This is a genomic window from Polaromonas sp. P1_G1 (assembly GCF_056405595.1).
The window spans coordinates 32,737-54,465 of the sequence record NZ_JBFUBU010000049.1 but is presented as its reverse complement, the minus strand read 5'-3'; the positions used below and the strand labels follow the sequence as shown (position 1 = coordinate 54,465).

Sequence of the window (21,729 nt, the reverse complement as noted above, 5' to 3'; positions counted from 1 at the left end):
AAATTCAACGGCTCAAACTTCGGGAAATACGGGCGGCGGTGACCACCGCCATCTGGATCAGGGGCGGGTGTTTGCCCTGAACACGCACGCTGGGCGCCATCAATGTCAGGGCGCCGACGGCTTGTTTTCCCATGGCGAACAAGGGCACGCTGACGCCCCAGACACCGGCATCCACCTCGCTGTCACTGACCGCGAAGCCGGCCTTGCGGATTTCGGCCAGTTCGGCCGGCAACTCGGGGCCTTGGCGATCAGGGGCCAGCGCGGCGCTCAATGCCGCGGCCGGCATATGGGCCAGCAGGCATTTCGCCGAGGCGCCTTTTTCGAGAGGCACACTGCGGCCTTTTTCAAAAGAGCAGCGCAGGGATTGGCTGCTTTCGACCATGTCGATGCAAATGGCCTGGCCGTTGACCGCGACGATCAGGCCGACACTTTCCTGTGATTGTTGCGCCAGCATCTGCATTTCCTGGCGCGCCTGCTGCGCCAGATGGGACGCCAAGTCGTAACCCAGGGCCAGCTGCAGGCTCAAGGGCCCGGGCGCGTAACGGCCGTCCATTTCAAGCACAAATCCCCAGCGCTTGAGCGAAAGCAACTGGCGGTACAGCGTGCTCTGGCTCAGGCCCGTCTTGGCCAGCAGTTCCACGGCCGTCAGGGGGCGCCCATGCTGCGCCAGCGTGGCCAGCACCACCAGCGCGCGATCAACGGCGGAAGCGGTGGAAAGGGCGGGGGCATCGGGCAACATCGCGTCAGTATCCGGTGCTTGCCTGTACGCGCAAAGCACTATTTCTCATTGGCTGGGAATGGCTGTTTCTTTTTTGGCGTTCGGCGGCACGCGGGCTTTGCGCCATCAGCGGCAACTCATGCGCGACAACTCACGCCCAGGCGCATGGCTGTCCACACGCCGGCGCAGCGCACCAGCGTGGAGCAACATTCATACCAAGCGGCCTTTGAAGACGGTCTTCAGGCGCGGGTTGGCGCCCAGGGCATAGCTCAGCTCGGCGGGCCGCTGCACGCCCCACAGCACGAAGTCGGCTCGTTTGCCCTCTGCCAGTACACCGCGGTCGCGCAGGCCCAGGGCGGCGGCGGCGTGGCGCGTGACGCCGGCCAGCGCTTCTTCGGGCGTCAGGCGAAACAGCGTGCAGGCCATGTTGAGCATCAGCAGCAGCGAGGTGCAGGGCGAACTTCCCGGGTTGCAATCGGTGGAGATCGCCATGGGCACGTGCTGCTCGCGCAGCAGGGCCACGGGCGGCAATCTGGTTTCGCGCAAAAAGTAGAAAGCGCCTGGCAGCAGCACCGCGACGGTACCGGCCGCCGCCATGGCCTGCGCGCCTTCGGCCGACAGCCATTCGAGGTGGTCGCAGCTGAGCGCGCCATACCGCGCCGCGAGCTGCGCGCCGCCGCTGTCGCTGAGCTGCTCGGCATGCAGTTTGACCGGAATGCCCAGGGCTTTGGCGGCGGCGAAGACACGTTCAGTCTGCGCGGTGCTGAAGGCGATGCGTTCGCAAAAGGCATCAACCGCATCGACCAGGCCCTCGGCGTGCAATACCGGCAACATCTCGAGCACGGCATCGACGTAGGCATCGGTGCGGCCGGCGAATTCGGCGGGCACGGCGTGCGCGCCCAGAAAGGTCGTACGTATGTCCACCGCATGGGCCTGCCCCAGCGCGCGCGCGACGGACAGCGCCTTGCGTTCGTGCTCGAGCGCCAAGCCGTAGCCGGACTTGATCTCGAGCGTGGTCACGCCTTCAGCGATCAATTCTTTGAGCCTGGGCGCGCTTTGCGTCTGCAGCTCCTGCGCGCTCGCGGCGCGCGTGGCCTTGACGGTGGAAGCAATGCCGCCGCCGGCGCGGGCGATGTCTTCATAACTCGCGCCATTGAGGCGCAGCTCGAACTCATGGGCGCGGTCGCCGCCGTAAACGAGGTGGGTGTGGCAATCGATCAAGCCGGGCGTGATGAGTGCGCCGCCCGCGTCATGCTGCGCCGTGCAGCGCGCCAGCAGTGCGGCCGGCAGTTCCGCGCGCGGACCGACCCAGGCGATGGACTCGCCTTCCACCACCAGTGCGGCATCTTCCATCAGTCCATACGGCTGGGCGGCATCGGCCTGCAGCGTGGCGATGTTGCAGTGGGTCCAGAGTTGCAGGCTCATGCGGGAATCTCCATCCAGAGGGCTTGCTGCGCGGCGACACGCACCGCGGCACTGCCCGTGACCGTGCGCCAGGCCAGGCTGGCGGGGGCCAGTTGCAGCGCCTCCTCGTCAAACAGCACCGTTGCGGCCGAAGTGTGCGCGTACACGGCGATGGTCGTCCCGGCATGCAGGGCTTCTGAAAAACGGCCCTCCACGCGCACCATGCGCGAAGGCTTTGGGCCCCTGCGCACCATGAGGTTGAAGTCCCGCGTCTTGCCGGCTATCAGTTCGCAATCCGTAGCGGCCGCGCCGTCAAAGAACAAGGGCGCGTCGGCGGCCGTCACACGATGCGGCACACCGGCCACCTCCAGCTGCACGCCTGCGCCTTCGAGCACGGCGAACCAGCGCTCTATGCCTTCGAATTTCGAGAAAGGGCCGCTTTTGTCAACGTCGGCCACCGACATGCGCCAGGCCCAGTCGCCCGCAGCTGGCCACATGGCCAGTTCGCGCGTGACGCCGCCGCCGTTGCGCCAGGGCGTGGCGGGAATGTCGGCCAGGCGGACGATGTTCCAGACGGAGCGGTTTGCAGAATTCATGCGAGAGACCTCCGCGCTGCAGCGCTACGGTATGAGCCCTTGGGGCGGCCCGGCGGGCTCATGCCTGGAACTTCCCGGCAAAGCTGTAGCGCGAGCCCGGATACACCAGGCGCGCCACGCTGGCGATGTTGCTGCCGCTCACGGTGCGCCGCATCATGGCCAGGCAAGGCTCGCCCAGCTTGATCTCCAGGTGCTTGGCCTCGAGCGCGGAAGGCAGGCAGGCTTCGATCGAATAGCTGGCTTCGGTCAAGGGCGCCTCGGCCAGCAGGTGGTGCGTGGGCGTGGTCTCGCTGAAATCGGTTTCCAGGTAGTGCGGCGCCGCCGCCGGGTTGACGTAGCGGTCTTCATACTGAATGGGCACGCCGTTCTCCAGGTGAATCAGGATGGTGTGGAACACCCGGCCGCCCGACCGCAGGCCCAGGGTGCGTGCCAGGTCGGCGCTGGCTTTTTCGGATTCAGCCAACAGCACGCGCGAAGTGTGCACATGGCCGCGCTCCACCACCTCCTCATGAATGTCACGAATGGTAAGCGTGGACGAAATGCGGTGCAGCTCCGCGACGAAGGTGCCGGAGCCCTGGATGCGAGTGACCAGGCCCTCGCCCATCAGCTCGCGCAGCGCTCGGTTCACCGTCATGCGGCTCACCCCGAACTGCTCCATCAGCACGGATTCGCTGGGCACCGGGTCGCCCGGCTTCCAGGTGCCGGCGCTGATGCGTTTCTTGATGAATGCCTTGACTTGGCCGTAGGCGGGCAGTGGTGTGGTGGCCATGGTTCAGCGGGTGTGTAAGAAAAAAACATTGTCACCGCAAAAGGCCGGGGGCGATCCCTTTGCAGCCCTTGCGCGCACAAACCGTAGATTACGCCAGTTGACACAAGTTGTATAGACAACTACGATTTATACCAGTCACCGCGCATTCTTTCCTGGAATGTCCGAAAAGTTTTTTGTTCTTATTTCCGGAGCAGCCCCATGTCCGACCTTTCCCAAACCCCTTTCCTTGACAGCAAGGCCCGCCCGGTGCGTGCCCCCCGCGGCAGCACGCTGAGCTGCGCCAACTGGCAGATCGAGGCGGCCTACCGCATGATCCAGAACAACCTGGACCCGGAAGTCGCCGAAAACCCCGATGAGCTCGTGGTTTACGGCGGCATCGGCAAGGCGGCGCGCAGCTGGCCGGCCTTCGACGCCATCCTCGACTCGCTGCGCAAGCTCAAGGCCGACGAAACCCTGCTGGTGCAGTCGGGCAAGCCGGTGGGCGTGTTCCGCACCCACCCGGGCGCGCCGCGCGTGCTGATCGCCAACTCCAACCTGGTGCCCAAGTGGGCGACCTGGGAGCATTTCAACGAGCTGGATCGCGCCGGCCTGATGATGTACGGCCAGATGACGGCCGGCAGCTGGATTTACATCGGCACCCAGGGCATCGTGCAGGGCACCTACGAGACCTTTGTGGAAGCGGGCCGCCAGCATTTCAACGGCGACCTCGCGGGCCGCTGGGTGCTGACCGCCGGCCTGGGCGGCATGGGCGGCGCGCAGCCGCTGGCCGCCACCTTTGCCGGCGCCTGCTCGCTCAACATCGAGTGCCAGCAGTCCAGCATCGACTTCCGCCTGCGCACCCGTTACGTCGACAAGCAGGCCAAGGACCTTGACGAAGCACTGGAGATGATCAAGCACCACACCTCGCGCAAGGAGGCCGTCTCCATCGCGCTGTGCGGCAATGCGGCCGAGATTGTTCCCGAGCTGGCCAGACGCGCCAAGGCCGGCGGCCTGCGCCCCGACATCGTGACCGACCAGACCTCGGCCCACGACATCATCAACGGCTACCTGCCGATTGGCTGGACAGTTGCGCAATGGAAAGCCGCACAGAAAGACCCGGCCCAGCATGCCGCGCTGACAAAAGCCGCGGGCGAATCCTGCGCGGTCCACGTCAAGGCCATGCTGGCCTTCCACGAAATGGGCATTCCCACGGTGGACTACGGCAACAACCTGCGCCAGGTTGCGAAAGACTTCGGCGTGGACAACGCTTTCGACTACCCCGGTTTTGTGCCCGCCTACATCCGCCCGCTGTTCTGCCGCGGCGTCGGCCCCTTCCGCTGGGTGGCGCTCTCGGGCGACCCGGAAGACATCAAGAAGACCGACGCGAAGATGAAAGAGCTGTTCCCGGAAAACAAGCACCTGCATCGCTGGCTGGACATGGCCGAAGAACGCATCGCCTTCCAGGGCCTGCCGGCGCGCATCTGCTGGATTGGCCTGGGCGAGCGCCACCGCGCGGGCCTGGCCTTTAACGAGATGGTCAAGAACGGCGAGCTCAAGGGCCCCATCGTCATCGGCCGCGACCACCTGGACAGCGGCTCCGTCGCTTCGCCGAATCGCGAGACCGAGGCCATGAAGGACGGCAGCGATGCCGTGAGCGACTGGCCGCTGCTCAATGCCCTGCTCAATACCGCCAGCGGCGCGACCTGGGTCAGCCTGCACCATGGCGGCGGCGTGGGCATGGGCTACTCGCAGCATTCGGGCGTGGTCATCGTCTGCGACGGCACGGCCGACGCGTCGGAAAAACTCGCCCGCGTGCTGTTCAACGATCCGGCCACCGGCGTGATGCGCCATGCCGACGCGGGCTATGACATCGCCAAACAAAGCGCCAAAGACAACGGGCTGAACCTGCCCATGATAGGAAGCTGAAACACATGTCCGATAGCACCGCCGAGATCCACCTCACCTACCTGAACCACCCCGACGTCCAGGCCCTGGCCCTGACCGACGCCGAGATCATCGCCGCCGTCGAGCAGGCCCTGCACGCGCAGGGCAACAAACAGACGACCATAGAGCCGCGCATGCACCTGGTGCCGGAGAAAGACTACCCCGGCCACTTCAACGTGCTGCGCGGCTACATACGCCCGCTGGGCCTGGCCGGCGTGAAAGTGGTGGGCGATTTTTACAAGAACTACGAGCAAGGGCTGCCTTCTGAGCTGGCGATCCTCAACCTGTTCGACCCGAAGAACGGCTCGCCCATCGCCATCATCGACGCCTCGGACATCACCGACATGCGCACCGGCGCCATCACCGCGCTGGGCGCCAAGCACCTGGCGCGCAAGAACTCGAAAATCCTGGGCCACATAGGCGCGCGCGGCACCTCCTACTGGAACGTTCGCCTGCTCGACTCGATCTACAACTTCGACGAGATCCGCGTGCACTCGCGCCGGCCCGAAAGCCGCAACGCCTTTGCCGCCAAGCTTGAGAAAGACCTGGGCAAGAAGATCACCGTGACCGAGGACTGGGAATCCTGCGTGCGCGGCGCCGACATCGTGGTCGAAGCTTCGCGCCTGGAAAAACCCACGCCCATGCTGAAGACCGAGTGGATCAAAAAAGGCGCCTGCGTGATCCCCTACGGCACCATGAGCGCGGTCGAGCTCTCGCTGACCGACATCATGGACAAGATGGTGATGGACGACTGGGGCCAGGCCAAGGCCGGCCCGCTGGGCGCGCTGCGCGCCCATGTGGACGCCGGCAAGCTGTCGGAAGCCACGCTGCACGCCGAGCTCGGCCAGATCGTCGCGGGCCTCAAGCCCGGGCGTGAAAGCGATGACGAGACCAATCTGTTCTGGCACCGCGGCCTGTCGCTGTCGGACATCGCGCTGGGCGCCTTCATGCTCGAAAAGGCCAAGCGCATGGGCCTGGGGCAAAAGCTGCGGTTCCGCTGAAACGAGCCAGCAGGGTGCACGCCGTGAATTCACCACAAGCTGGAGAGGCGCTGGTCGCCAATGCCCGCATGTACTCGGCCACGCCCGCGGCCAAGGCCGACTGGAAGACCTTGCTGGCCTGGGTGCTGGACCGCGCGGGCCTGCCCTGGGACTTGATGGACTACGACGCGCCCGCCCCGCTGTCGCTGCTGTGGGCGCGCGACGACCTGGGCCTGGCGATGATGTGCGGCCTGCCGTTTGCGCAGCGCGGCGAGCAACCCACGCTGGTGGCCGCGCCTATCCCGTCGCCGGCGCGCTATGGCAGCAAGCCGGTGTATTTCACCGACATTGTGGTACGGGCCGACGCGCCCTACCGCAGCCTGGAAGACACGTTTGGCGGCGTGATCGGCTACACGTTGGCCGACTCCATGTCGGGCGGCGTGGCGCTGCGCCATCACCTGGCACCTTACCGCCGGGCACGAGGCTCGCGCCTGTACCGCAAAGCGGTTGGCGAACTGATCAACGCCCGCGGCGTGATCACCGCCCTGGCCGAGGGCCGCATAGACGCCGGCCCGCTGGATAGCTATTACCACGACCTGCTCAAGGCTTACGACCCGGCCTTTGCCGCGCAGGTGCGCACGCTCACCAGCACAGCGGCGCTGCCGATTCCTCCGCTGGTGGCCACCGCCGCCTTGCCGCCCGAGACCTTGTCACGCCTGCGCGAGGCGCTGCTGGCGACGGCCACGGCGGCTGAGATTGCACCGCTGATGCAGCGCCTGCTGCTCGCGGGTTTTGCTTTCCCCGACGCGAACGACTACCGGCCTCTGGCGGCCATGGACGGCGGGCCTGCGCCTGCACTGGATGACATTTGATGAAGCCCCTGAAACTGCTGATCACGCGTTCCACTGTTCTGGCATTGCTGCTTGCCGCCTCCTTCGGCGCGGCGGCCCAGGCTTACCCTTCCAAAGCACTGCACGTCATCGCGCCCTTCCCGCCCGGCGGGCCTGTCGACGTGCTGGGCCGTGTGCTGGCGCAGGGCCTCTCGGAATCCATGGGCCAGCCGGCCGTGGTCGACAACAAGGTCGGCGCGGCCGGCAACATCGGCATTGACCAGGCCGCGAAAGCCGCACCCGACGGCTACACCCTGGCCATCGTCCCGCTGGGCAATATTGCGGTCAATCCGGCCCTCTACCCCAACCTGCCCTACAAGGCCGCCGACCTCGCGCCCGTCACCATGCTGGCCACGGTGGAAAACGTGCTGGTGGTGAACGCCGCCGTGCCGGCACGCTCCGTCAAGGAATTGCTGGCGCTGGCCGCGCAAAAGCCGGGCGGCATCAGCTTTGCCTCGCCGGGCGCCGGCAGCCAGGCGCACCTGGCCGGCGAGTTGCTGGCGCTCAACAGCGGCGTGCAACTGCTGCATGTGCCCTACAAAGGCATAGGCCCGGCACTCAATGATTTGCTGGGCGGCCAGGTCAGCATGATGTTCGCGCAGATGTCTTCGGTGCTGCCGCATATCAAGAGCGGCAAGCTGCGCGCACTCGGCGTGGCCAGCCTCAAGCGTTCGGCCGTGATGCCCGAAACACCGACGATTGCCGAGCAGGGCCTGCCGCGCTTCGAGGCCGTGTCCTGGTATGCGCTGATGGTGCCGGCCGGAACGCCGCGCGCCGTGATCGACAAACTCAATGCGGAAACTGTCAAGCTCTTCGCAGCACCGGCCCTCAAGGAAAAATTGGCCGCACTCGGTATGGATGCTGCGACCGGAAAACCTTCCGACCTGGCGGTCGCCATCCAGGCTGACACCCAGCGCTGGACCGACGTGATCCGTCAAAAAAACATCAAACCCGAATAACACCACCATGACCCTCACCCTCCAACCCGGCCGGCTCACCCTGGCGCAGCTGCGCGACATCCACACCAACCCGCAAACGCTGGCGATAGACCCCGCCGCCGCGGCCGGCATTCGCGCCAGTGCCGCGCTGGTGCAAAAAGCCGCACAGGGCGGGGATGCCGTCTATGGCGTCAACACCGGCTTCGGCAAGCTGGCCAACCAGCGCATCGCGCAGGCCGACCTGGAAACCCTGCAGCTCAACCTGCTGCGCTCGCATGCCGTCGGTGTGGGCGAACCCATGCCTGAACGCGTCGTGCGCCTGGTGCTGCTGCTCAAGGCCGCGAGCCTGGCGCGCGGCTACTCGGGCGTGCGTGAAGTGGTCATCGATACATTGATGGCGCTCTACAACAAGGGCCTCACGCCGGTGATTCCTTGCCAGGGTTCGGTGGGCGCTTCGGGCGACCTCGCGCCGCTGGCCCATTTGTGCCTGCCGCTGATTGGCGAAGGCGAAGTTTTCTACAAGGGCAAGCGCATCGCCGCTGCGGATGCGCTCAAGCAGGCCGCCATCACGCCGGTCAAGCTCTCGGCCAAGGAAGGCCTGGCGCTGATCAACGGCACGCAGGTGTCGACCGCACTGGCGCTGGATGCACTGCTCGCCACCGACCGGCTGTTCGAAGCCGCCGTGATTTCAGGCGCCGTCACGCTGGACGCCGCGCGCGGCAGCGACGGCCCCTTCGACCCGCGCATCCACGCGGTGCGCGGCCAGCCCGGGCAGATCGCCTGCGCCGCCGCATACCGCGCCATCATGGTGGGCAGCGAAATCCGCCGCTCCCACCTGGAAGGCGACGACCGCGTGCAGGACCCGTATTGCCTGCGCTGCCAGCCGCAAGTCATGGGCGCCTGCCTGGACCAGATGCGCTACGCCACGGAAGTGCTGATGCGCGAAGCCAATGCGGTGACCGACAACCCGCTGGTGTTCGCCGACGACGAGACGCTTCTGTCCGGCGGCAATTTTCATGCGGAGCCGGTCGCGCTGGCCTGCGATGCGCTGGCTGTGGCCATCGCCGAAATCGGCGCCATCACCGAACGCCGCATCGCCATGCTGGTCGACACCGTCGCTTCTCGCCTGCCGGCTTTCCTGACGCCCGAGCCGGGCCTGAATTCCGGTTTCATGATCGTGCACGTGACGGCCGCCGCGCTGGCCTCCGAAAACAAATCGCTGGCGCATCCGGCCAGCGTGGACAGCCTGCCCACCTCGGCCAACCAGGAGGACCATGTGAGCATGGCGACTTTCGCAGCGCGCCGGCTGCAGCCCATGCTGCGCAACACCGAGTACATCGTGGCCATCGAGCTGCTGGCCGCCGCGCAGGGCATCGAATTTTTGCGCCCGCTCAAGAGCTCCGCGGTGCTTGAAGGCGTGCTGCAACTGGTGCGCCAGGCCTCGCCGGCCATGATGCATGACCGCAGCCTCGCACCCGATATGGAAAGAGTGCACCAATTGGTGGCCGGCGGGCGCATAGGCCTGGCCGGAGAGGCCCAAATCACCGAGTTAACCGCCTTGCGGCTGGCATGAAGCCTGCATACATTAGCGATATCTCAAACTGCTATCTAACAGGAGCCTCTTCATGAAGCAACAACTTGCCCTCTCCCTGCTGGCCGCCGCAGCCGCCCTGGCCATGGGTGCCGCCCACGCTCAGGAGACCAAGGTCGCCATCGGCATTTCGGGTTGGACGGGTTTTGCCCCGCTGACCTTGGCCAAGGAAGCCGGCATCTTCAAGAAAAACGGGCTCGACGTCTCGATCAAAAAGATTCCGCAAAAAGACCGCCACCTCGCAATCGCTTCGGGCGACGTGCAGTGCGCCGCCACCACGGTGGAAACCTGGGTGGTGTGGAACGCCAACGGCGTGGCCACCACGCAAATCTTCCAGCTCGATAAAAGCTACGGCGCCGACGGCATGGTGGTGAAACCGGCCATCACCAAAATCAGCGACCTCAAGGGCAAGACCGTGGCCGCCAGCGCGCCCGGCACCTCGCCCTACTTCGCCCTGGCCTGGATGCTGAAGAAAAACGGCATGAGCACCAAGGACGTGAAGGTCGTCAACCTCGAACCGCAGGCCGCGGCCAACGCCATGATCGCCGGCACCGACGGCGTCGATGCCGCGATGACTTACGAGCCCTACCTGGGTGCGGTGCGCGCCAAACCCGAAGCCGGCAAGATCCTCGCCACCACGCTGGACTACCCCATGGTGATGGACACCTTCGGCTGCACGCCCAAGTTCCTGAGCGAAAACCCCAAGGCCGCCAAGGCCCTGGCCGACAGCTATTTCGATGCCGTCGAGATGATCCAGAAAGAGCCGAAGAAGAGCTTCGAAATCATGGGTGCCGACGTGAAGCAGAGCGGCGAAGCCTTTGAGGCCTCGTCCAAATACCTGCGCTGGCAGGACCGCGCGGCCAACCAGAAATTCTTTGCCGGTGAGCATGCTGCCTTCAGCAAGGAAGCCGCCGAACTGCTGATGGAAGCGGGCATCATCAAGTCGCTACCCGACATGGGCAAGCTGGCTGATACAAAGTTTCTCAAGTAAGCACGCGAGCGCATGCGGCCACTCCAACCCGTAACGCCCGGCGCGCGCATCGCGCTGGGCATCAGTTTTTTCGTTCTGTTCTTTGCCGTGTGGGCTTTCTTCACGCTGGGCGGCTACGTCTCCAAGACCTTCCTGGCCGACCCGATCACCATGGTGAGGTCGGGCTACGACCTGCTGGCCAACCAGGGTTTTGCCAAGGACATCGGCATGACGGTCTGGCGCGTGCTGGGCGGCTTTGCGATTGCCGCCTTTCTGGCCGTTCCCCTGGGCGTGATGATGGGTGCTTACAAACCGGTTGAGGCCTTCTTCGAGCCCTTTGTGAGTTTCGCCCGCTACCTGCCCGCTTCGGCTTTCATTCCGCTGCTGATCCTCTGGGCGGGTATCGGCGAAGCACAAAAGCTGTCCGTGATTTTTATCGGCTCTTTCTTCCAGCTGGTGCTGATGATCGCCGTGAGCGTGGGCAACACGCGGCGTGACCTGGTGGAGGCAGCCTACACCCTGGGCGCGGCAGACCGCGGCATCGTGGTGCGCGTGCTGCTGCCCAGCGCCGCGCCCGAGATCGCCGAGACCCTGCGCATGGTGCTGGGCTGGGCCTGGACCTATGTGATCGTCGCGGAACTGATAGGCGCATCCAGCGGCATAGGCCACATGATCACCGACAGCCAGGCGCTGCTGGCGACCGACCAGATCATCTTCGGCATCATCGTGATCGGCGTGTTTGGGCTGGTCACAGACCTGGCCTTCAAGGCGCTGAACCGCAAACTCTTTCCCTGGGCGCGGCTGTGATCTCGCACTTTGGCGCAGTCGCTCCTTCCCCCTCTGGGGGAAGGCTGGGATGGGGGCCGCCCCGGCTTGTCCGTTCCACGCCAGCCTGTCAATCGATTGCCGCAGGCCCCCATCCCTACCTTCCCCCAGAGGGGGAAGGAGCAAGATTAAGAGCACCTTATTGATGACTGCTTCCAATCCCATCCTGACCGTCACGCAGCTGTCGAAAACCTTTGCAGCCAACAAGGGACCGGGCACGGTGGCGCTACAAGCCACAGACCTGAGCGTTGCCGAAAACGACTTCATCACCATCCTCGGCCCCTCGGGCTGCGGCAAGTCCACGCTGCTGCGCATGGTGGCCGGGCTGGACACGCCGACCAGCGGCAGCATCGTGCTGGACGGCAAGCCCATTGCCGGCCCGGGCGCCGACCGCGGCATGGTGTTCCAGAGCTACACGCTGTTCCCCTGGCTCAGCATCCTGCAAAACGTCTGCTTCGGCCTGCGTGAAAAAGGCATGGCGCCGGATGCCCAACTCGATATCGCACACCAGTTCATCAAGAAGGTCGGCCTGCAGGGTTTTGAAAACCATTTCCCCAAACAGCTTTCGGGCGGCATGCAGCAGCGTACCGCGCTGGCACGGGCCCTGGCCAACAACCCGCGCATCCTGCTGATGGACGAGCCCTTCGGCGCGCTGGATCACCAGACGCGCGAGCTGATGCAGGAGCTGTTGCAAGGCATCTGGGAGGCTGAGCAGAAAACCGTGCTCTTCGTGACGCACGACATCGACGAAGCCATTTTCATGGGCAACCGCGTGGTGGTGATGAGCGCGCGGCCGGGCCGTATCAAGTGCGACATCGCCGTGCCGCTGGCGCACCCGCGCCATTACTCGGTCAAGACGACGCCGGTGTTCACCGAACTCAAGGCGCGGCTGACCGAAGAAATACGCGTGGAAGTGCACCGTGCGGCGGGGCTACAGGCTCCCGCCGCTTAACTTCCTTAAAGCCCGAGCCGCAGCACGATCACCGCGCCCAGCACCAGCGCGGCGATCAAAATCGTCTCACCGACCAGCATGGCCACGGGCTGCCAGCCCAGTTTCATGAGGTCTTCAAAGCTGGTCTTGATGCCGGCCGCCGCGATGGCCGTGACCAGCAGCCAGCGCGAGGTGTCGCTGGCCGCCTGCGTCATGGCCGGCGTGAAAGCGCCTATGGTGGCCAGCAGCACGAGCACGATGAAGGCCAGCAGAAAGCCGGGCACCAGGGGCACCTCCTCATCCACGGCCTTGGCGTCGGGGTGTTTGCGGTAGCTGATGGCGATCAGCAGCACGATGGGCATCAGCAGCATCACGCGGAACAGCTTGACCACGGTGGCGGTGTCGCCGACCTCGGGGCCCAGCATCATGCCGGCCGCCACCACTTGCGCCACGTCATGGATGGTGCCGCCCAGGAAGATCCCGCCCTGCGCGGGCTCAAGCCCTATGAGCTTGAGGGCAAAGGGATAGAGAATCATGCTCAGAGTGGAGAGCACCGTGACGCCGACCACAGCCAGCAGGGTGAAGCGTTCGTTCTCTTTCGTCTGCGGCAGCACCGAGGAAATCGCCAGCGCGGCGGACGCGCCGCAGATGGCAACCGCACCGCCCGAGAGCACGCCTTCCTCGCGGGGGCGCTTCAGCCATTTCGCGAGCAGCAGGCCGAACCCGATGGTCAGCGCCACCGCCACAACGATGACCAGCGCGGTCTCGACGCCGAGCTTGGCGACCTGTGTCAGCGTGATGCGCGCGCCCAGCAGGGCGACACCGACACGCAGCAGGGTGCGGCCGCAAAAATCGACGCCGGTCTTGACCTTGGGGTTGCTGTTGAGGAAGTGAAAGGCCAGGCCTATCAGCAAGGCATACAGCAGCTGGGGCCCGCCATAGTGTTCGGACAGAAAGGTCGCGGCCAGGGCGATGACCACACACACCATGGCGCCGGGCACGCTGGCTTTCAGGAGGGAAACGGAAGGAAGAAAGGACACTGGAGAGGGGGCCGGCGACAAGACCGGGGTAAGACGGAAAAAGGGCGAAAAAAAGCACCGGCGGCGAGGCTTCCGGCTGTGGTCTGGTTGATGCGGAAAACAGCTATCACAGGGTGATTTTCCGTCTTGCACACGCTATTTCCATATGCTACTATTATTAGGTTGTATATACAAGTTGAGGCACTGGAAGCACCAGGATGATGCGGTTTCCAGGCACGGGATGTGCATGCAACAGGCCAGAGGATTCCTTGTTTCAGTTCATTCGGAGATCACCCATGAAGATCAGCAAACTTTTGGCCCTGTCCGCTTTCGCGCTGGCCGCCTTCGCGCCGCTCGCCTCGCACGCCCAGCAAGCCGTGCGCGTCGGCTCCAAAAACTTCACCGAGCAGTTCGTGCTGGCCGAAATCTACGCGCAGGCGCTTGAGGCCGCCGGCATCAAGACCGAGAAGAAGCTCAACCTGGGCGGCACGCTGATCGCCCAGAAGGCAATGGAAGAAAAGCAGATCGACTTCTATCCTGAGTACACCGGCACCATGCTGCTGGCCGTGCTCAAACAGGAGCCCATGACGGACGCCAAGGCGGTGTACGACAAGGTCAAGGACGCCTATGCCAAGATGGGCTTTGTGGTACTGAACCAGTCCAACCTGAACAACGGCTATGTGATGGTGGTGCGTGCCGACACCGCCCAGAAGCTCAAGCTCGAAACCCTGTCCGACCTGGCCAGGGCCGCCAAGGACCTGAAGGTCGGCGCCGGCCCCGAGTTCCGCGACCGCAAAGACGGCCTGCCCGGCCTCAAGGCCAAGTACGACATGGTCTTCGGCGAAGACCTGCAGATGGCCATCGGCCTGCGCTACCAGGCGCTGAAGAACGACCAAATCCAGGTCGTCAACGGCTACTCCACCGACGGCATGATCAGCGCGCTCAAGCTCAAGCGCCTGCGCGACGACAAGAGCCTGTGGCCGCCTTATTTCGTGGTGCCCGTGATCCGCAAGGAAGCGCTGGATGCCAACCCCAAGATCGGTGAAGTGCTGAACCGCGTGAGCGCCCTGCTCGACGAAACCTCCATGGCCCAGATGAACTTCCAGGTCGACGGCGAAAAGCTCGAACCCAAGGACGTGGCCCGCGACTTCCTGAAGTCAAAGGGACTGGTCAAGTAATACGCATCTCCCGGCGCTCCCCCGCACGATCACCGTGAAAGCTTGCACGCCATGACACTCGCGGTCGGGGAACAATGGCTGGGCATCCATGACCTGGTACGCGTGGCACGCGGCGGTGAGCCGGTTTCACTGGCACCGCAGGCGCGTGAACACGTAGTCGCGGCGCGTGAACTGGTCATGCGGCTGGCCACTTCGGGCCAGGCCATCTACGGCCTCAATTCGGCACTGGGCGCCAACACCGGCGCGGTGCTGGCCGTAGGCGACCTTGAAGACTACCAGCGCCGCGCCGTGCGCGCCCGGGCCGTGGCCGTGGGCCCGGCCTATGACAAGGCCTCGGTGCGCGCCATGCAGTTCGCCCGCATCGCCGGCCTGTCGCGCGGCGGCTCGGGTGTCTCGCCCGCGGTGCTGGACGCCTGCATCGCGATGCTGAACTCCCAGGTGCATCCGGTGGTGCCGCGCTTCGGCTCCATCGGTGTGGCCGACCTGCCCCAGCTTTCGCACCTGGCCTTGCCGCTGTTCGGGGAAGGCCAGGCCGAGGTGCGCGATGAAATACTGGACGGTGCCGCCGCGCTCGAACGCGCCGGCTTGCAGCCCGTGACCTTGGGCGCCAAGGACGGTCTCGCCTTGATCAGTTCCAACGCCGCCACCACGGCCCGTGCCGCGCTGGTGCTGCATGACGCCCATGTGGCGCTGAACGCCTGGCTGGCAGCCGTGGCGCTCGGCTATGAAGGCTTCAGGGCCAACCTGTCGCCTCTGCACCCTGGTGCGGTGGCAGCCCGCCCTGCGGCCGGCCAGGTCGAAGTGGCGCGCCAGCTGCGCGAACTCCTCAAGGGCAGCGCGCTGCTGGAGGCCGGTGCCGCGCGCCGTGTGCAGGACCCGGTGTCCATGCGTGTGGTGCCGCAGGTGCACGGTGCCGCGCGCGACATGGTGGACGCGGCCTGCGCGCAGGTCGAGATTGAACTCAACAGCGCGGCCGACAGCCCGCTGGTGCTGGCCGAAGAGGGGCTGATGCTCTCCAACGGCAACTTCCACGTCCCGGCCCTGGCATTGGCGCTGGACGCCTCGGCGATTGCGCTGGCCCAGGCGGCCAGCATGTCGGTGTCGCGCAGCCAGCGTTTCATGTCGCCGGCGCTCACCGGCTTGCCGCTGCAGCTCACGCGCCACGGCCCGGCCCATTCGGGTTTTGCCACGGTGCAGAAAACCCTGACCGCACTCTGGGCCGAGGTGCGGCTGCGCGCCAACCCCGGGTCGCTCGACTACCTGCCGGTGTCCGAAGCGCTGGAAGACCATGCCTGCATGGCGCTGGGCGTGGCGGAAAAATTGGGCGAACTCGTGGAGCGCGTACGCTACCTGATCGCCATCGAACTGCTGGTGGCCGCGCAGGCAGTGGACCTGCGTGAACTCGACACTAGCCAGATGGGTGAAGGCACGCGGCGCACCTTTGAGCAAGTGCGCAAGCTGGTTCCTGTGCTGGACGAAGACCGCCCGCTGGGCCCCGACATAGACCGCATCCAGGCCGCCGTTGCCGCGGGCGTGTTCGGCCCTGAAAGCGCCGGCCAGGGCGTGATATGAGCTGGTTTCTGCGCAACTGGCCCGACGTGCTGTATTCACTGTGGGAACACGTCGCGATTTCGCTGACGGCGCTGGTGATTGCTTTCGCACTGTCGCTGGTCATCGGCGTCGTGGCCGCGCGGCGTGAAAAGCTCTACGGCGCGGTCATGACTGTCTCGGGTTTTCTGTACACCATCCCGACGCTGGCCTTCCTGGCCTTCCTGATTCCCGTGGTGGGCCTGGGCCGCACCAACGCCATCATCACCATGGTGGCGTTTTCGCTGATGATCTTGATCCGCAGCGTGGCCACCGGCATACGCGAGGTGCCGGCCGACATCATCGACGCGGCGCGCGGCATGGGCATGAACAAGGCGCAGATCATGCGGCGTATCGAACTGCCGCTGGCGCTGCCGCTGATCGTGGCGGGCCTGCGCGTCTCGGCCGTCACCGTGATCAGCGTGACGGTGGTGGCGGCTTACGTCAATGCGGGTGGCCTGGGCACGCTGATCTTCAACGGCATCGCGAGCGACCATCCGGCCAAGATATGGACCGGCGCGCTGACGGTCTGCGCGCTGTCCGTCGTCGTCGACCTGGCACTCGCCCTGCTCGAGCGGCGCCTGAAAAACCGGCGCGCAGCCTGAACCCCAAGAGGCCCTGATGCTTGCCGACGCCTGGAACTATGTCCTTGCCCACCCCGCGCAGTTTTACCGCGCGCTGGGCGTGCACGTCGCGCTGTCGGCATCGGCCCTGCTCATCGCCGCGCTGATCTGCATTCCGGCCGGCATTGCCGTGGCGCGCAAGAACGGCCTGTCGCTGGCCGTGGTCAACGCCGCCAATGTGGGCCGCACCCTGCCCTCGCTGGCCGTGCTGGCGCTGGTGATGCCGATTTTGGGCACCGGCTTCGCCCCCGCCCTCTTTGCTCTCACGCTGATCGCGCTGCCGCCCATCGTGACGCACACCATCGTCGGCATGCGCGGTGTGGATGCCGACGCGGTGGATGCCGCCATCGGCATGGGCATGACACGCGCTGCCTTGCTGTGGCATGTGGAGCTTCCCATGGCCATGCCGGTGATCTTCGCGGGCCTGCGCACGGCGGCGGTACAAATTATTTCCGGCGCCGTGCTGGCCGCCTTCATAGGCGGCGGCGGGCTCGGCGACTTCATCACCGCGGGTATCGCGATGATGGCCGTTCCCCAGCTGCTGGTGGGCGCCATCCCGGTGGCGCTGCTGGCGCTGGGCACCGACTTTCTTTTTGGCGCGCTGCAGCGCCGCATGACTCCCCAAGGGCTTCGCGCATGATCACACTCGACCGCCTCACCAAGTCCTTCGGTGGCAGTGCCCAGTCGGCCGTCGACGGCTTGTCGCTGACCGTCAACACGGGCGAGATCTGCGTGCTGATCGGCCCCTCGGGTTGCGGCAAGACCACCACCATGCGCATGATCAACCGCATGGTCGAGCCTGATTCGGGACGCATCGAAGTGGGTGGGCGCGACGTCACCAAGATGGATGCGGTCGAATTGCGCCGCTCAATCGGCTATGTGATCCAGCAGGTGGGCCTGTTTCCGCACATGACCCTGGCCGAGAACGTGGCCACGGTGCCAAAAATGCTGGGCTGGGATTCGGCGCGCATCGCCAAACGTGTGGATGAACTGCTGGCGCTGGTCCACATGGACCCTTCGATTTACCGCCACCGCTTTCCGCGCGAGCTCTCGGGCGGGCAGAAGCAGCGCGTGGGCGTGGCGCGCGCGCTGGCGGCGGACCCGCCGGTGATGCTGATGGACGAACCCTTCGGCGCCATAGACCCGATCACGCGGGCACGCCTGCAAGACGAATTCCTGCGCATCCTGCGCGAGCTGGGCAAGACCATTGTGTTTGTCACGCACGACATCGATGAGGCGATTCGCATGGGTACGCGCATCGCGATTTTGCGCAACGGCAAGGTGGTGCAGTACGACACGCCGGAACGCATACTCGCGCACCCGGCCGATGCCTTCGTCGAAGCCTTTGTCGGTGGCGACCGATCGCTCAAGCGGTTGGCCCTGCTGACGGCCGGGCCCTATGTGGAAAGCGGCACGCCCGCCGCCAATGCGCCGCGCCTGCCGGCCGTGACGCCATTGCGCGATGCGCTGTCGGCCATGCTGGACGCCGGCGCGAATGAGGCCGCGATTGTGGATGCGGAGGGCAAGCCCCTGGGTCGCGTGACCTTGCAAAGCATTCAGCAAGCCGCAGCCGTAGCTCGCTTGTCTTAAACGCTTTCTTGGGTTTTAGAGCCGCTCATAAAACCCAGCGGAGCGGTCCTGGCTAGGCGCGACGCCGCAGACAGTACACCAGTACGGCAAGGCGGCGCAACAACGCCAAGAGGGTTTTGAGCGGCTCTAGGGCTGGCGCATCCGCAAAACGCTGCATACACCTGCGACGGCCGCAAAGCCGGCCGCCAGCCACAGCGCCACAAAAGAACCATGCCCGCCGCGCGGGTTGGGGGGGGCGCCGAGGTGATGATGGTGTGGTTGTTGGGTGACTGGAACAGGCCGTAGCCTATGCCGCACAGCGCCATGCGCCAGACAATGTCGAGCTGCGACGGGTGCGGCGGCAGCACCGCCAGCAAAATCAGGCCCAGACAAAGCAGCGCCATGCCGATACCGCCCAGCACACCACCGGAATAGCGCCCTATCAGCCGTCCCACCACGGGCGAAGTCACCACAATGGCCAGCGGCCAGGCCGTCAACAGCAAACCGGCCTGCAGGTGGGTGAAGCCGTAGTTGCCCAGCAGCAGGAAGGGCAGGCTCACATAGGCCAGGGTCTGCGCACAGAAAGCGCCTATGGACGTGCCCATGGACAGCGCGAAGACGGGGATGCGCAGCAAGTCCAGCGGAAACAGCGGCAGCGGCTGGGCCAGCTGGCGCCGCACATACACCACGCCGACGGCGATGCCCGCCGCGAGCTCGGCCAGCGGCAGCCACAACGAGCCGGCAGGATGACCGCCGGGCACGGTTTCAATGCGGACGCCCAGGCCGTCGACGCCCAGGAACACCAGGCCGAACATCAGCGCGTTGAGCGTCACGTCGAGCGGGGACAGCCGGCCCGCGGCCTTGGCGTGGTTGTCAGGCAAGGCCTTGCGGCCCAGCCACACCGACAGCAGGCCGAAAGGCACGTTGAGCGCGAACAGCCAGGGCCAGGAGGCCACGGAGAGAATGGCGGCCGCAATCGACGGCCCGGCCACCGAGGCCGTGGCCACCACCAGCGAGTTGATGGCAATGCCGCGGCCCAGCAGGTGCTTGGGGTAGATGAGCCGCACCAGCGCCGTGTTCACGCTCATCAGGCCGGCCGCGCCCAGGCCCTGCAGCACGCGGGCCAGCGCCAGCGTGGTCAGCGAATCGGCCATCGCGCAGGCGGCAGAAGCCAGTGTGAAGACCGAAAGGCCGACCAGGTAGACGCGGCGGTAGCCGACGATGTCGCCCAGAGAGGCCAGCGGCAACAAGAGTGCCAAGGTGGCGACCTGGTAGGCGTTGATGACCCAGATGGACTGCGCGGCGGTGGCATTGAGTTCGCGCGTGATGTCGGGCAGCGCGAGGTTGACGATGGTGCCGTCGAGCACCGCCATGACGATGCCCAGAATGATGACCAGCAACGCACGCGTGCGCTCGCGCGCGGGCAAACCATCCTGAACAAGCATGCGGACCTTTGTTATTAAGCGGGCGGTCGGTACGGCTGCCGCGGAGTGTTTATTTTAGGAGCGCCTACGGAATAGCTGCCGGAGCGGCTGCCTTGCCCCAGTGCTGTCCTTGGGAAAGGGTGCCAAAAATGAGAAATCCCGGCATGCAGGTGCATGGCCGGGATTTCCAGGGGTCAATGAGCTGGTGAGTGCCGCTGGCGCGGCCTCACACTATTTCATGCCGTACTTGGCCTTGGCATCGTTCTGGCAGCCGTCCTTGGCGGCGCCCGTTAGTGCATCGCAGCGTTCCTTGGCGGCCTTGTATTCGGCATCGCGTTTCTCGGAACCGGCCTCCTTGCGGGTGTCGGCCATTTTTTCGCTCTTGTCCTTGCTGGTGTCGGCCGCGGTCTTCACCACCTTGGCGTCTTCCTTGGCTTTGACGTGGGCTGCCTTGGCGTCCTTGATGCAGACGTCCTTGGCATTGCCCTTCTGGTCGTCGCACTTTTCCTTGGCGGTGTCGTAGGCGGCGTCGGCTTTGGCGAAGGCTACTTTCTCGGTATTGCGGGGGCCGGGCTTGTACTGGGCTTCGAGTTCGGCCTTGGCGACCTTTTCAACGCCCTTGGCTTCCGAGACGCAGATGTCCTTGGCGTTGTCCTTCAGGGTGCCGCATTTGTCGCGGCTGGCCTTGTAGTCAGCCGAGATGCGGTCGTCCTGGGCCTTGTACTCTTCCTTGGTCATTGCCATGGCGTTGCCGGCAAAAGCGCAGGACATCACGGCGGTCAGCATCAGCAATCTGGTTTTGGTGGTGTTCATGGGTGGCTCCTTGGGATGGTGTGAATCGTTGTATTCGTTGCGGGCGCTTGCGGATGGAGGAAGGCGGCTCAATAGCGTTCGAAGAAGTCCGTCGGGTTGCGGTCCTTCCACACGGCAACCTGCTTTTCGGCTTCTTCCTTGCTAAGGCCGTGGCGCTCCTGGATCTTGCCGAGCAACTGTTCGCGCTTGCCGGCGATGACGTCGAGGTCGTCGTCGGTGAGCTTGCCCCACTGCTCCTTGACCTTGCCCTTGAGCTGGCGCCAATTGCCTTCCATGCGGTCGTGGTTCATGGTGTTCTCCTCAAAAGGTGTTCTCCTCAAAAAATGGGTAATCCGCCCAGAGGCCACAAGCAAGACGCTCACGGCAATGGACATGAATTCACCTTACGGCGGACGCCATCCGCCCGCCGTAGGCCCGCGTATTCGATGGGCGTAGGCTCATGCTTACAGCCCGGTGGAAGATAGGGTTTTAGATTGGGTTTTTGGAGTTAGTTGCATAGCTAATTAATTTCTGCTACAGTGCTTCCATGTTTGACCACTGCCTTTATTTCAATACCACCGCGCTGGCCCGCCTGGTCGACAAGGAGTGGACGCTGGCTTTCAAGCCCTTCGGCGTCACGCCCTCGCAGGGTTTCATGCTGCGGCTGGTGCTCAAGCAGCCCGGCATGCCGCAGCACGAGATCGCCGACGAGCTGACGATCTCGCGCCCCACCGCCACGCGCCTGCTCGACGGCTTGCAGGCATTGGGACTGGTTGAACGCAGGAGCCTGGAATCCGACGGCCGCCACTGGGCCGTGTTTCCCACCGCTCAGGCCGAGGCACTGCATGCCTGCATCAACAAAGCCAGCGGCGACGTGACACGCCGCATCCAGCAACAGATCGGAAAGGAGAACTTCGATGAAACCGTAGCCCGTGTCAGGAGCGTGTCTTCCGCGCTGAAATGAAGCGCACTAGGCGTTTTTTCCATGTTCCTTTTTTTTAC

The 21,729-nt window shown here is 65.0% G+C and carries 21 protein-coding genes and 1 pseudogene; 14 read left to right on the top strand and 8 right to left on the bottom strand.

What is annotated here, in order from left to right:
* Nucleotides 1-4: 4 nt before the first annotated feature.
* The 4 genes from AC1D1Y_RS21600 to hutC form a co-directional block, all read right to left on the bottom strand.
* Nucleotides 5-739 (bottom strand): IclR family transcriptional regulator, encoded by a 735-nt coding sequence (locus AC1D1Y_RS21600; protein WP_477684152.1) that lies wholly within the window; start codon nucleotides 737-739, stop codon nucleotides 5-7.
* Nucleotides 740-928: 189 nt separating this feature from the next.
* Nucleotides 929-2,143, bottom strand: a complete 1,215-nt coding sequence (hutI, locus tag AC1D1Y_RS21595) for an imidazolonepropionase (RefSeq protein WP_477684151.1) — start codon at nucleotides 2,141-2,143, stop codon at nucleotides 929-931.
* Nucleotides 2,140-2,718: a HutD/Ves family protein gene (locus tag AC1D1Y_RS21590; protein ID WP_477684150.1), complete on the bottom strand. Its 579-nt coding sequence runs from the start codon at nucleotides 2,716-2,718 to the stop codon at nucleotides 2,140-2,142. Before AC1D1Y_RS21590 ends, hutI begins: the two co-directional genes overlap by 4 nt.
* A gap of 58 nt (nucleotides 2,719-2,776) precedes the next feature.
* Entirely contained in the window at nucleotides 2,777-3,487 is a 711-nt protein-coding gene (gene hutC / locus AC1D1Y_RS21585; protein ID WP_477674826.1) for a histidine utilization repressor, read from the bottom strand.
* Between the two features lie 198 nt (nucleotides 3,488-3,685).
* Here hutC and hutU point away from each other — a divergent pair, with 198 nt between their 5' ends.
* The 8 genes from hutU to AC1D1Y_RS21545 all read left to right on the top strand — a co-directional run bounded on the left by hutU (nucleotide 3,686) and on the right by AC1D1Y_RS21545 (nucleotide 12,556).
* Nucleotides 3,686-5,392: a urocanate hydratase gene (hutU, locus tag AC1D1Y_RS21580; RefSeq protein WP_477684149.1), complete on the top strand. Its 1,707-nt coding sequence runs from the start codon at nucleotides 3,686-3,688 to the stop codon at nucleotides 5,390-5,392.
* A 5-nt stretch (nucleotides 5,393-5,397) separates the two neighbouring features.
* Entirely contained in the window at nucleotides 5,398-6,411 is a 1,014-nt protein-coding gene (locus tag AC1D1Y_RS21575) for an ornithine cyclodeaminase family protein (protein WP_477684148.1), read from the top strand.
* Nucleotides 6,412-6,434: 23 nt separating this feature from the next.
* Nucleotides 6,435-7,262: a phosphate/phosphite/phosphonate ABC transporter substrate-binding protein gene (locus AC1D1Y_RS21570; protein WP_477684147.1), complete on the top strand. Its 828-nt coding sequence runs from the start codon at nucleotides 6,435-6,437 to the stop codon at nucleotides 7,260-7,262.
* Complete coding sequence (locus AC1D1Y_RS21565; protein WP_477684146.1) at nucleotides 7,262-8,239, top strand: Bug family tripartite tricarboxylate transporter substrate binding protein; 978 nt, start codon at nucleotides 7,262-7,264, stop codon at nucleotides 8,237-8,239. The genes AC1D1Y_RS21570 and AC1D1Y_RS21565 overlap by 1 nt, the downstream gene beginning before the upstream one ends.
* 7 nt (nucleotides 8,240-8,246) lie before the next feature.
* Nucleotides 8,247-9,791 carry a histidine ammonia-lyase gene (hutH, locus tag AC1D1Y_RS21560; RefSeq protein ID WP_477684145.1) on the top strand — a complete coding sequence of 515 codons (1,545 nt, stop codon included), beginning with the start codon at nucleotides 8,247-8,249 and terminating at the stop codon, nucleotides 9,789-9,791.
* 52 nt (nucleotides 9,792-9,843) lie between these two features.
* Nucleotides 9,844-10,800 (top strand): ABC transporter substrate-binding protein, encoded by a 957-nt coding sequence (locus AC1D1Y_RS21555; RefSeq protein ID WP_477684144.1) that lies wholly within the window; start codon nucleotides 9,844-9,846, stop codon nucleotides 10,798-10,800.
* Between the two features lie 12 nt (nucleotides 10,801-10,812).
* The gene (locus AC1D1Y_RS21550; RefSeq protein ID WP_477684143.1) at nucleotides 10,813-11,586 is read left to right on the top strand and encodes an ABC transporter permease; all 774 of its coding nucleotides are present in this window, start codon (nucleotides 10,813-10,815) and stop codon (nucleotides 11,584-11,586) included.
* 163 nt (nucleotides 11,587-11,749) lie between these two features.
* Nucleotides 11,750-12,556: an ABC transporter ATP-binding protein gene (locus AC1D1Y_RS21545; RefSeq protein ID WP_477684142.1), complete on the top strand. Its 807-nt coding sequence runs from the start codon at nucleotides 11,750-11,752 to the stop codon at nucleotides 12,554-12,556.
* Between the two features lie 5 nt (nucleotides 12,557-12,561).
* Here AC1D1Y_RS21545 and AC1D1Y_RS21540 read toward each other — a convergent pair whose 3' ends face one another.
* Complete coding sequence (locus AC1D1Y_RS21540; RefSeq protein ID WP_477684159.1) at nucleotides 12,562-13,524, bottom strand: YeiH family protein; 963 nt, start codon at nucleotides 13,522-13,524, stop codon at nucleotides 12,562-12,564.
* A gap of 326 nt (nucleotides 13,525-13,850) precedes the next feature.
* Between AC1D1Y_RS21540 and AC1D1Y_RS21535 the strand changes: the two genes are divergently transcribed.
* From AC1D1Y_RS21535 to AC1D1Y_RS21515, 5 genes are read left to right on the top strand one after another with little or no spacing between them, the layout of a single operon-like run.
* Nucleotides 13,851-14,732, top strand: a complete 882-nt coding sequence (locus tag AC1D1Y_RS21535) for a glycine betaine ABC transporter substrate-binding protein (protein ID WP_477653054.1) — start codon at nucleotides 13,851-13,853, stop codon at nucleotides 14,730-14,732.
* A 51-nt stretch (nucleotides 14,733-14,783) separates the two neighbouring features.
* Nucleotides 14,784-16,304, top strand: a complete 1,521-nt coding sequence (locus AC1D1Y_RS21530) for an HAL/PAL/TAL family ammonia-lyase (RefSeq protein ID WP_477684141.1) — start codon at nucleotides 14,784-14,786, stop codon at nucleotides 16,302-16,304.
* Complete coding sequence (locus tag AC1D1Y_RS21525) at nucleotides 16,301-16,924, top strand: ABC transporter permease (protein ID WP_477684140.1); 624 nt, start codon at nucleotides 16,301-16,303, stop codon at nucleotides 16,922-16,924. The genes AC1D1Y_RS21530 and AC1D1Y_RS21525 overlap by 4 nt, the downstream gene beginning before the upstream one ends.
* A gap of 16 nt (nucleotides 16,925-16,940) precedes the next feature.
* Nucleotides 16,941-17,582, top strand: a complete 642-nt coding sequence (locus tag AC1D1Y_RS21520; RefSeq protein ID WP_477684139.1) for an ABC transporter permease — start codon at nucleotides 16,941-16,943, stop codon at nucleotides 17,580-17,582.
* A complete protein-coding gene (locus AC1D1Y_RS21515; protein WP_477684138.1) occupies nucleotides 17,579-18,532 on the top strand; it encodes an ABC transporter ATP-binding protein in 954 nt (317 codons plus the stop codon). Before AC1D1Y_RS21520 ends, AC1D1Y_RS21515 begins: the two co-directional genes overlap by 4 nt.
* 126 nt (nucleotides 18,533-18,658) lie before the next feature.
* Here the strand turns inward: AC1D1Y_RS21515 and AC1D1Y_RS21510 are convergent.
* The 3 genes and pseudogenes from AC1D1Y_RS21510 to AC1D1Y_RS21500 form a co-directional block, all read right to left on the bottom strand.
* A pseudogene (locus AC1D1Y_RS21510) lies at nucleotides 18,659-19,956 on the bottom strand (MFS transporter).
* 210 nt (nucleotides 19,957-20,166) lie between these two features.
* Nucleotides 20,167-20,748 (bottom strand): hypothetical protein, encoded by a 582-nt coding sequence (locus AC1D1Y_RS21505; RefSeq protein WP_477684137.1) that lies wholly within the window; start codon nucleotides 20,746-20,748, stop codon nucleotides 20,167-20,169.
* A 68-nt stretch (nucleotides 20,749-20,816) separates the two neighbouring features.
* Nucleotides 20,817-21,038 carry a CsbD family protein gene (locus AC1D1Y_RS21500; RefSeq protein ID WP_477684136.1) on the bottom strand — a complete coding sequence of 74 codons (222 nt, stop codon included), beginning with the start codon at nucleotides 21,036-21,038 and terminating at the stop codon, nucleotides 20,817-20,819.
* Between the two features lie 236 nt (nucleotides 21,039-21,274).
* Here AC1D1Y_RS21500 and AC1D1Y_RS21495 point away from each other — a divergent pair, with 236 nt between their 5' ends.
* Nucleotides 21,275-21,691, top strand: a complete 417-nt coding sequence (locus AC1D1Y_RS21495) for a MarR family winged helix-turn-helix transcriptional regulator (RefSeq protein WP_477684135.1) — start codon at nucleotides 21,275-21,277, stop codon at nucleotides 21,689-21,691.
* The last annotated feature ends 38 nt before the right edge of the window (nucleotides 21,692-21,729 follow it).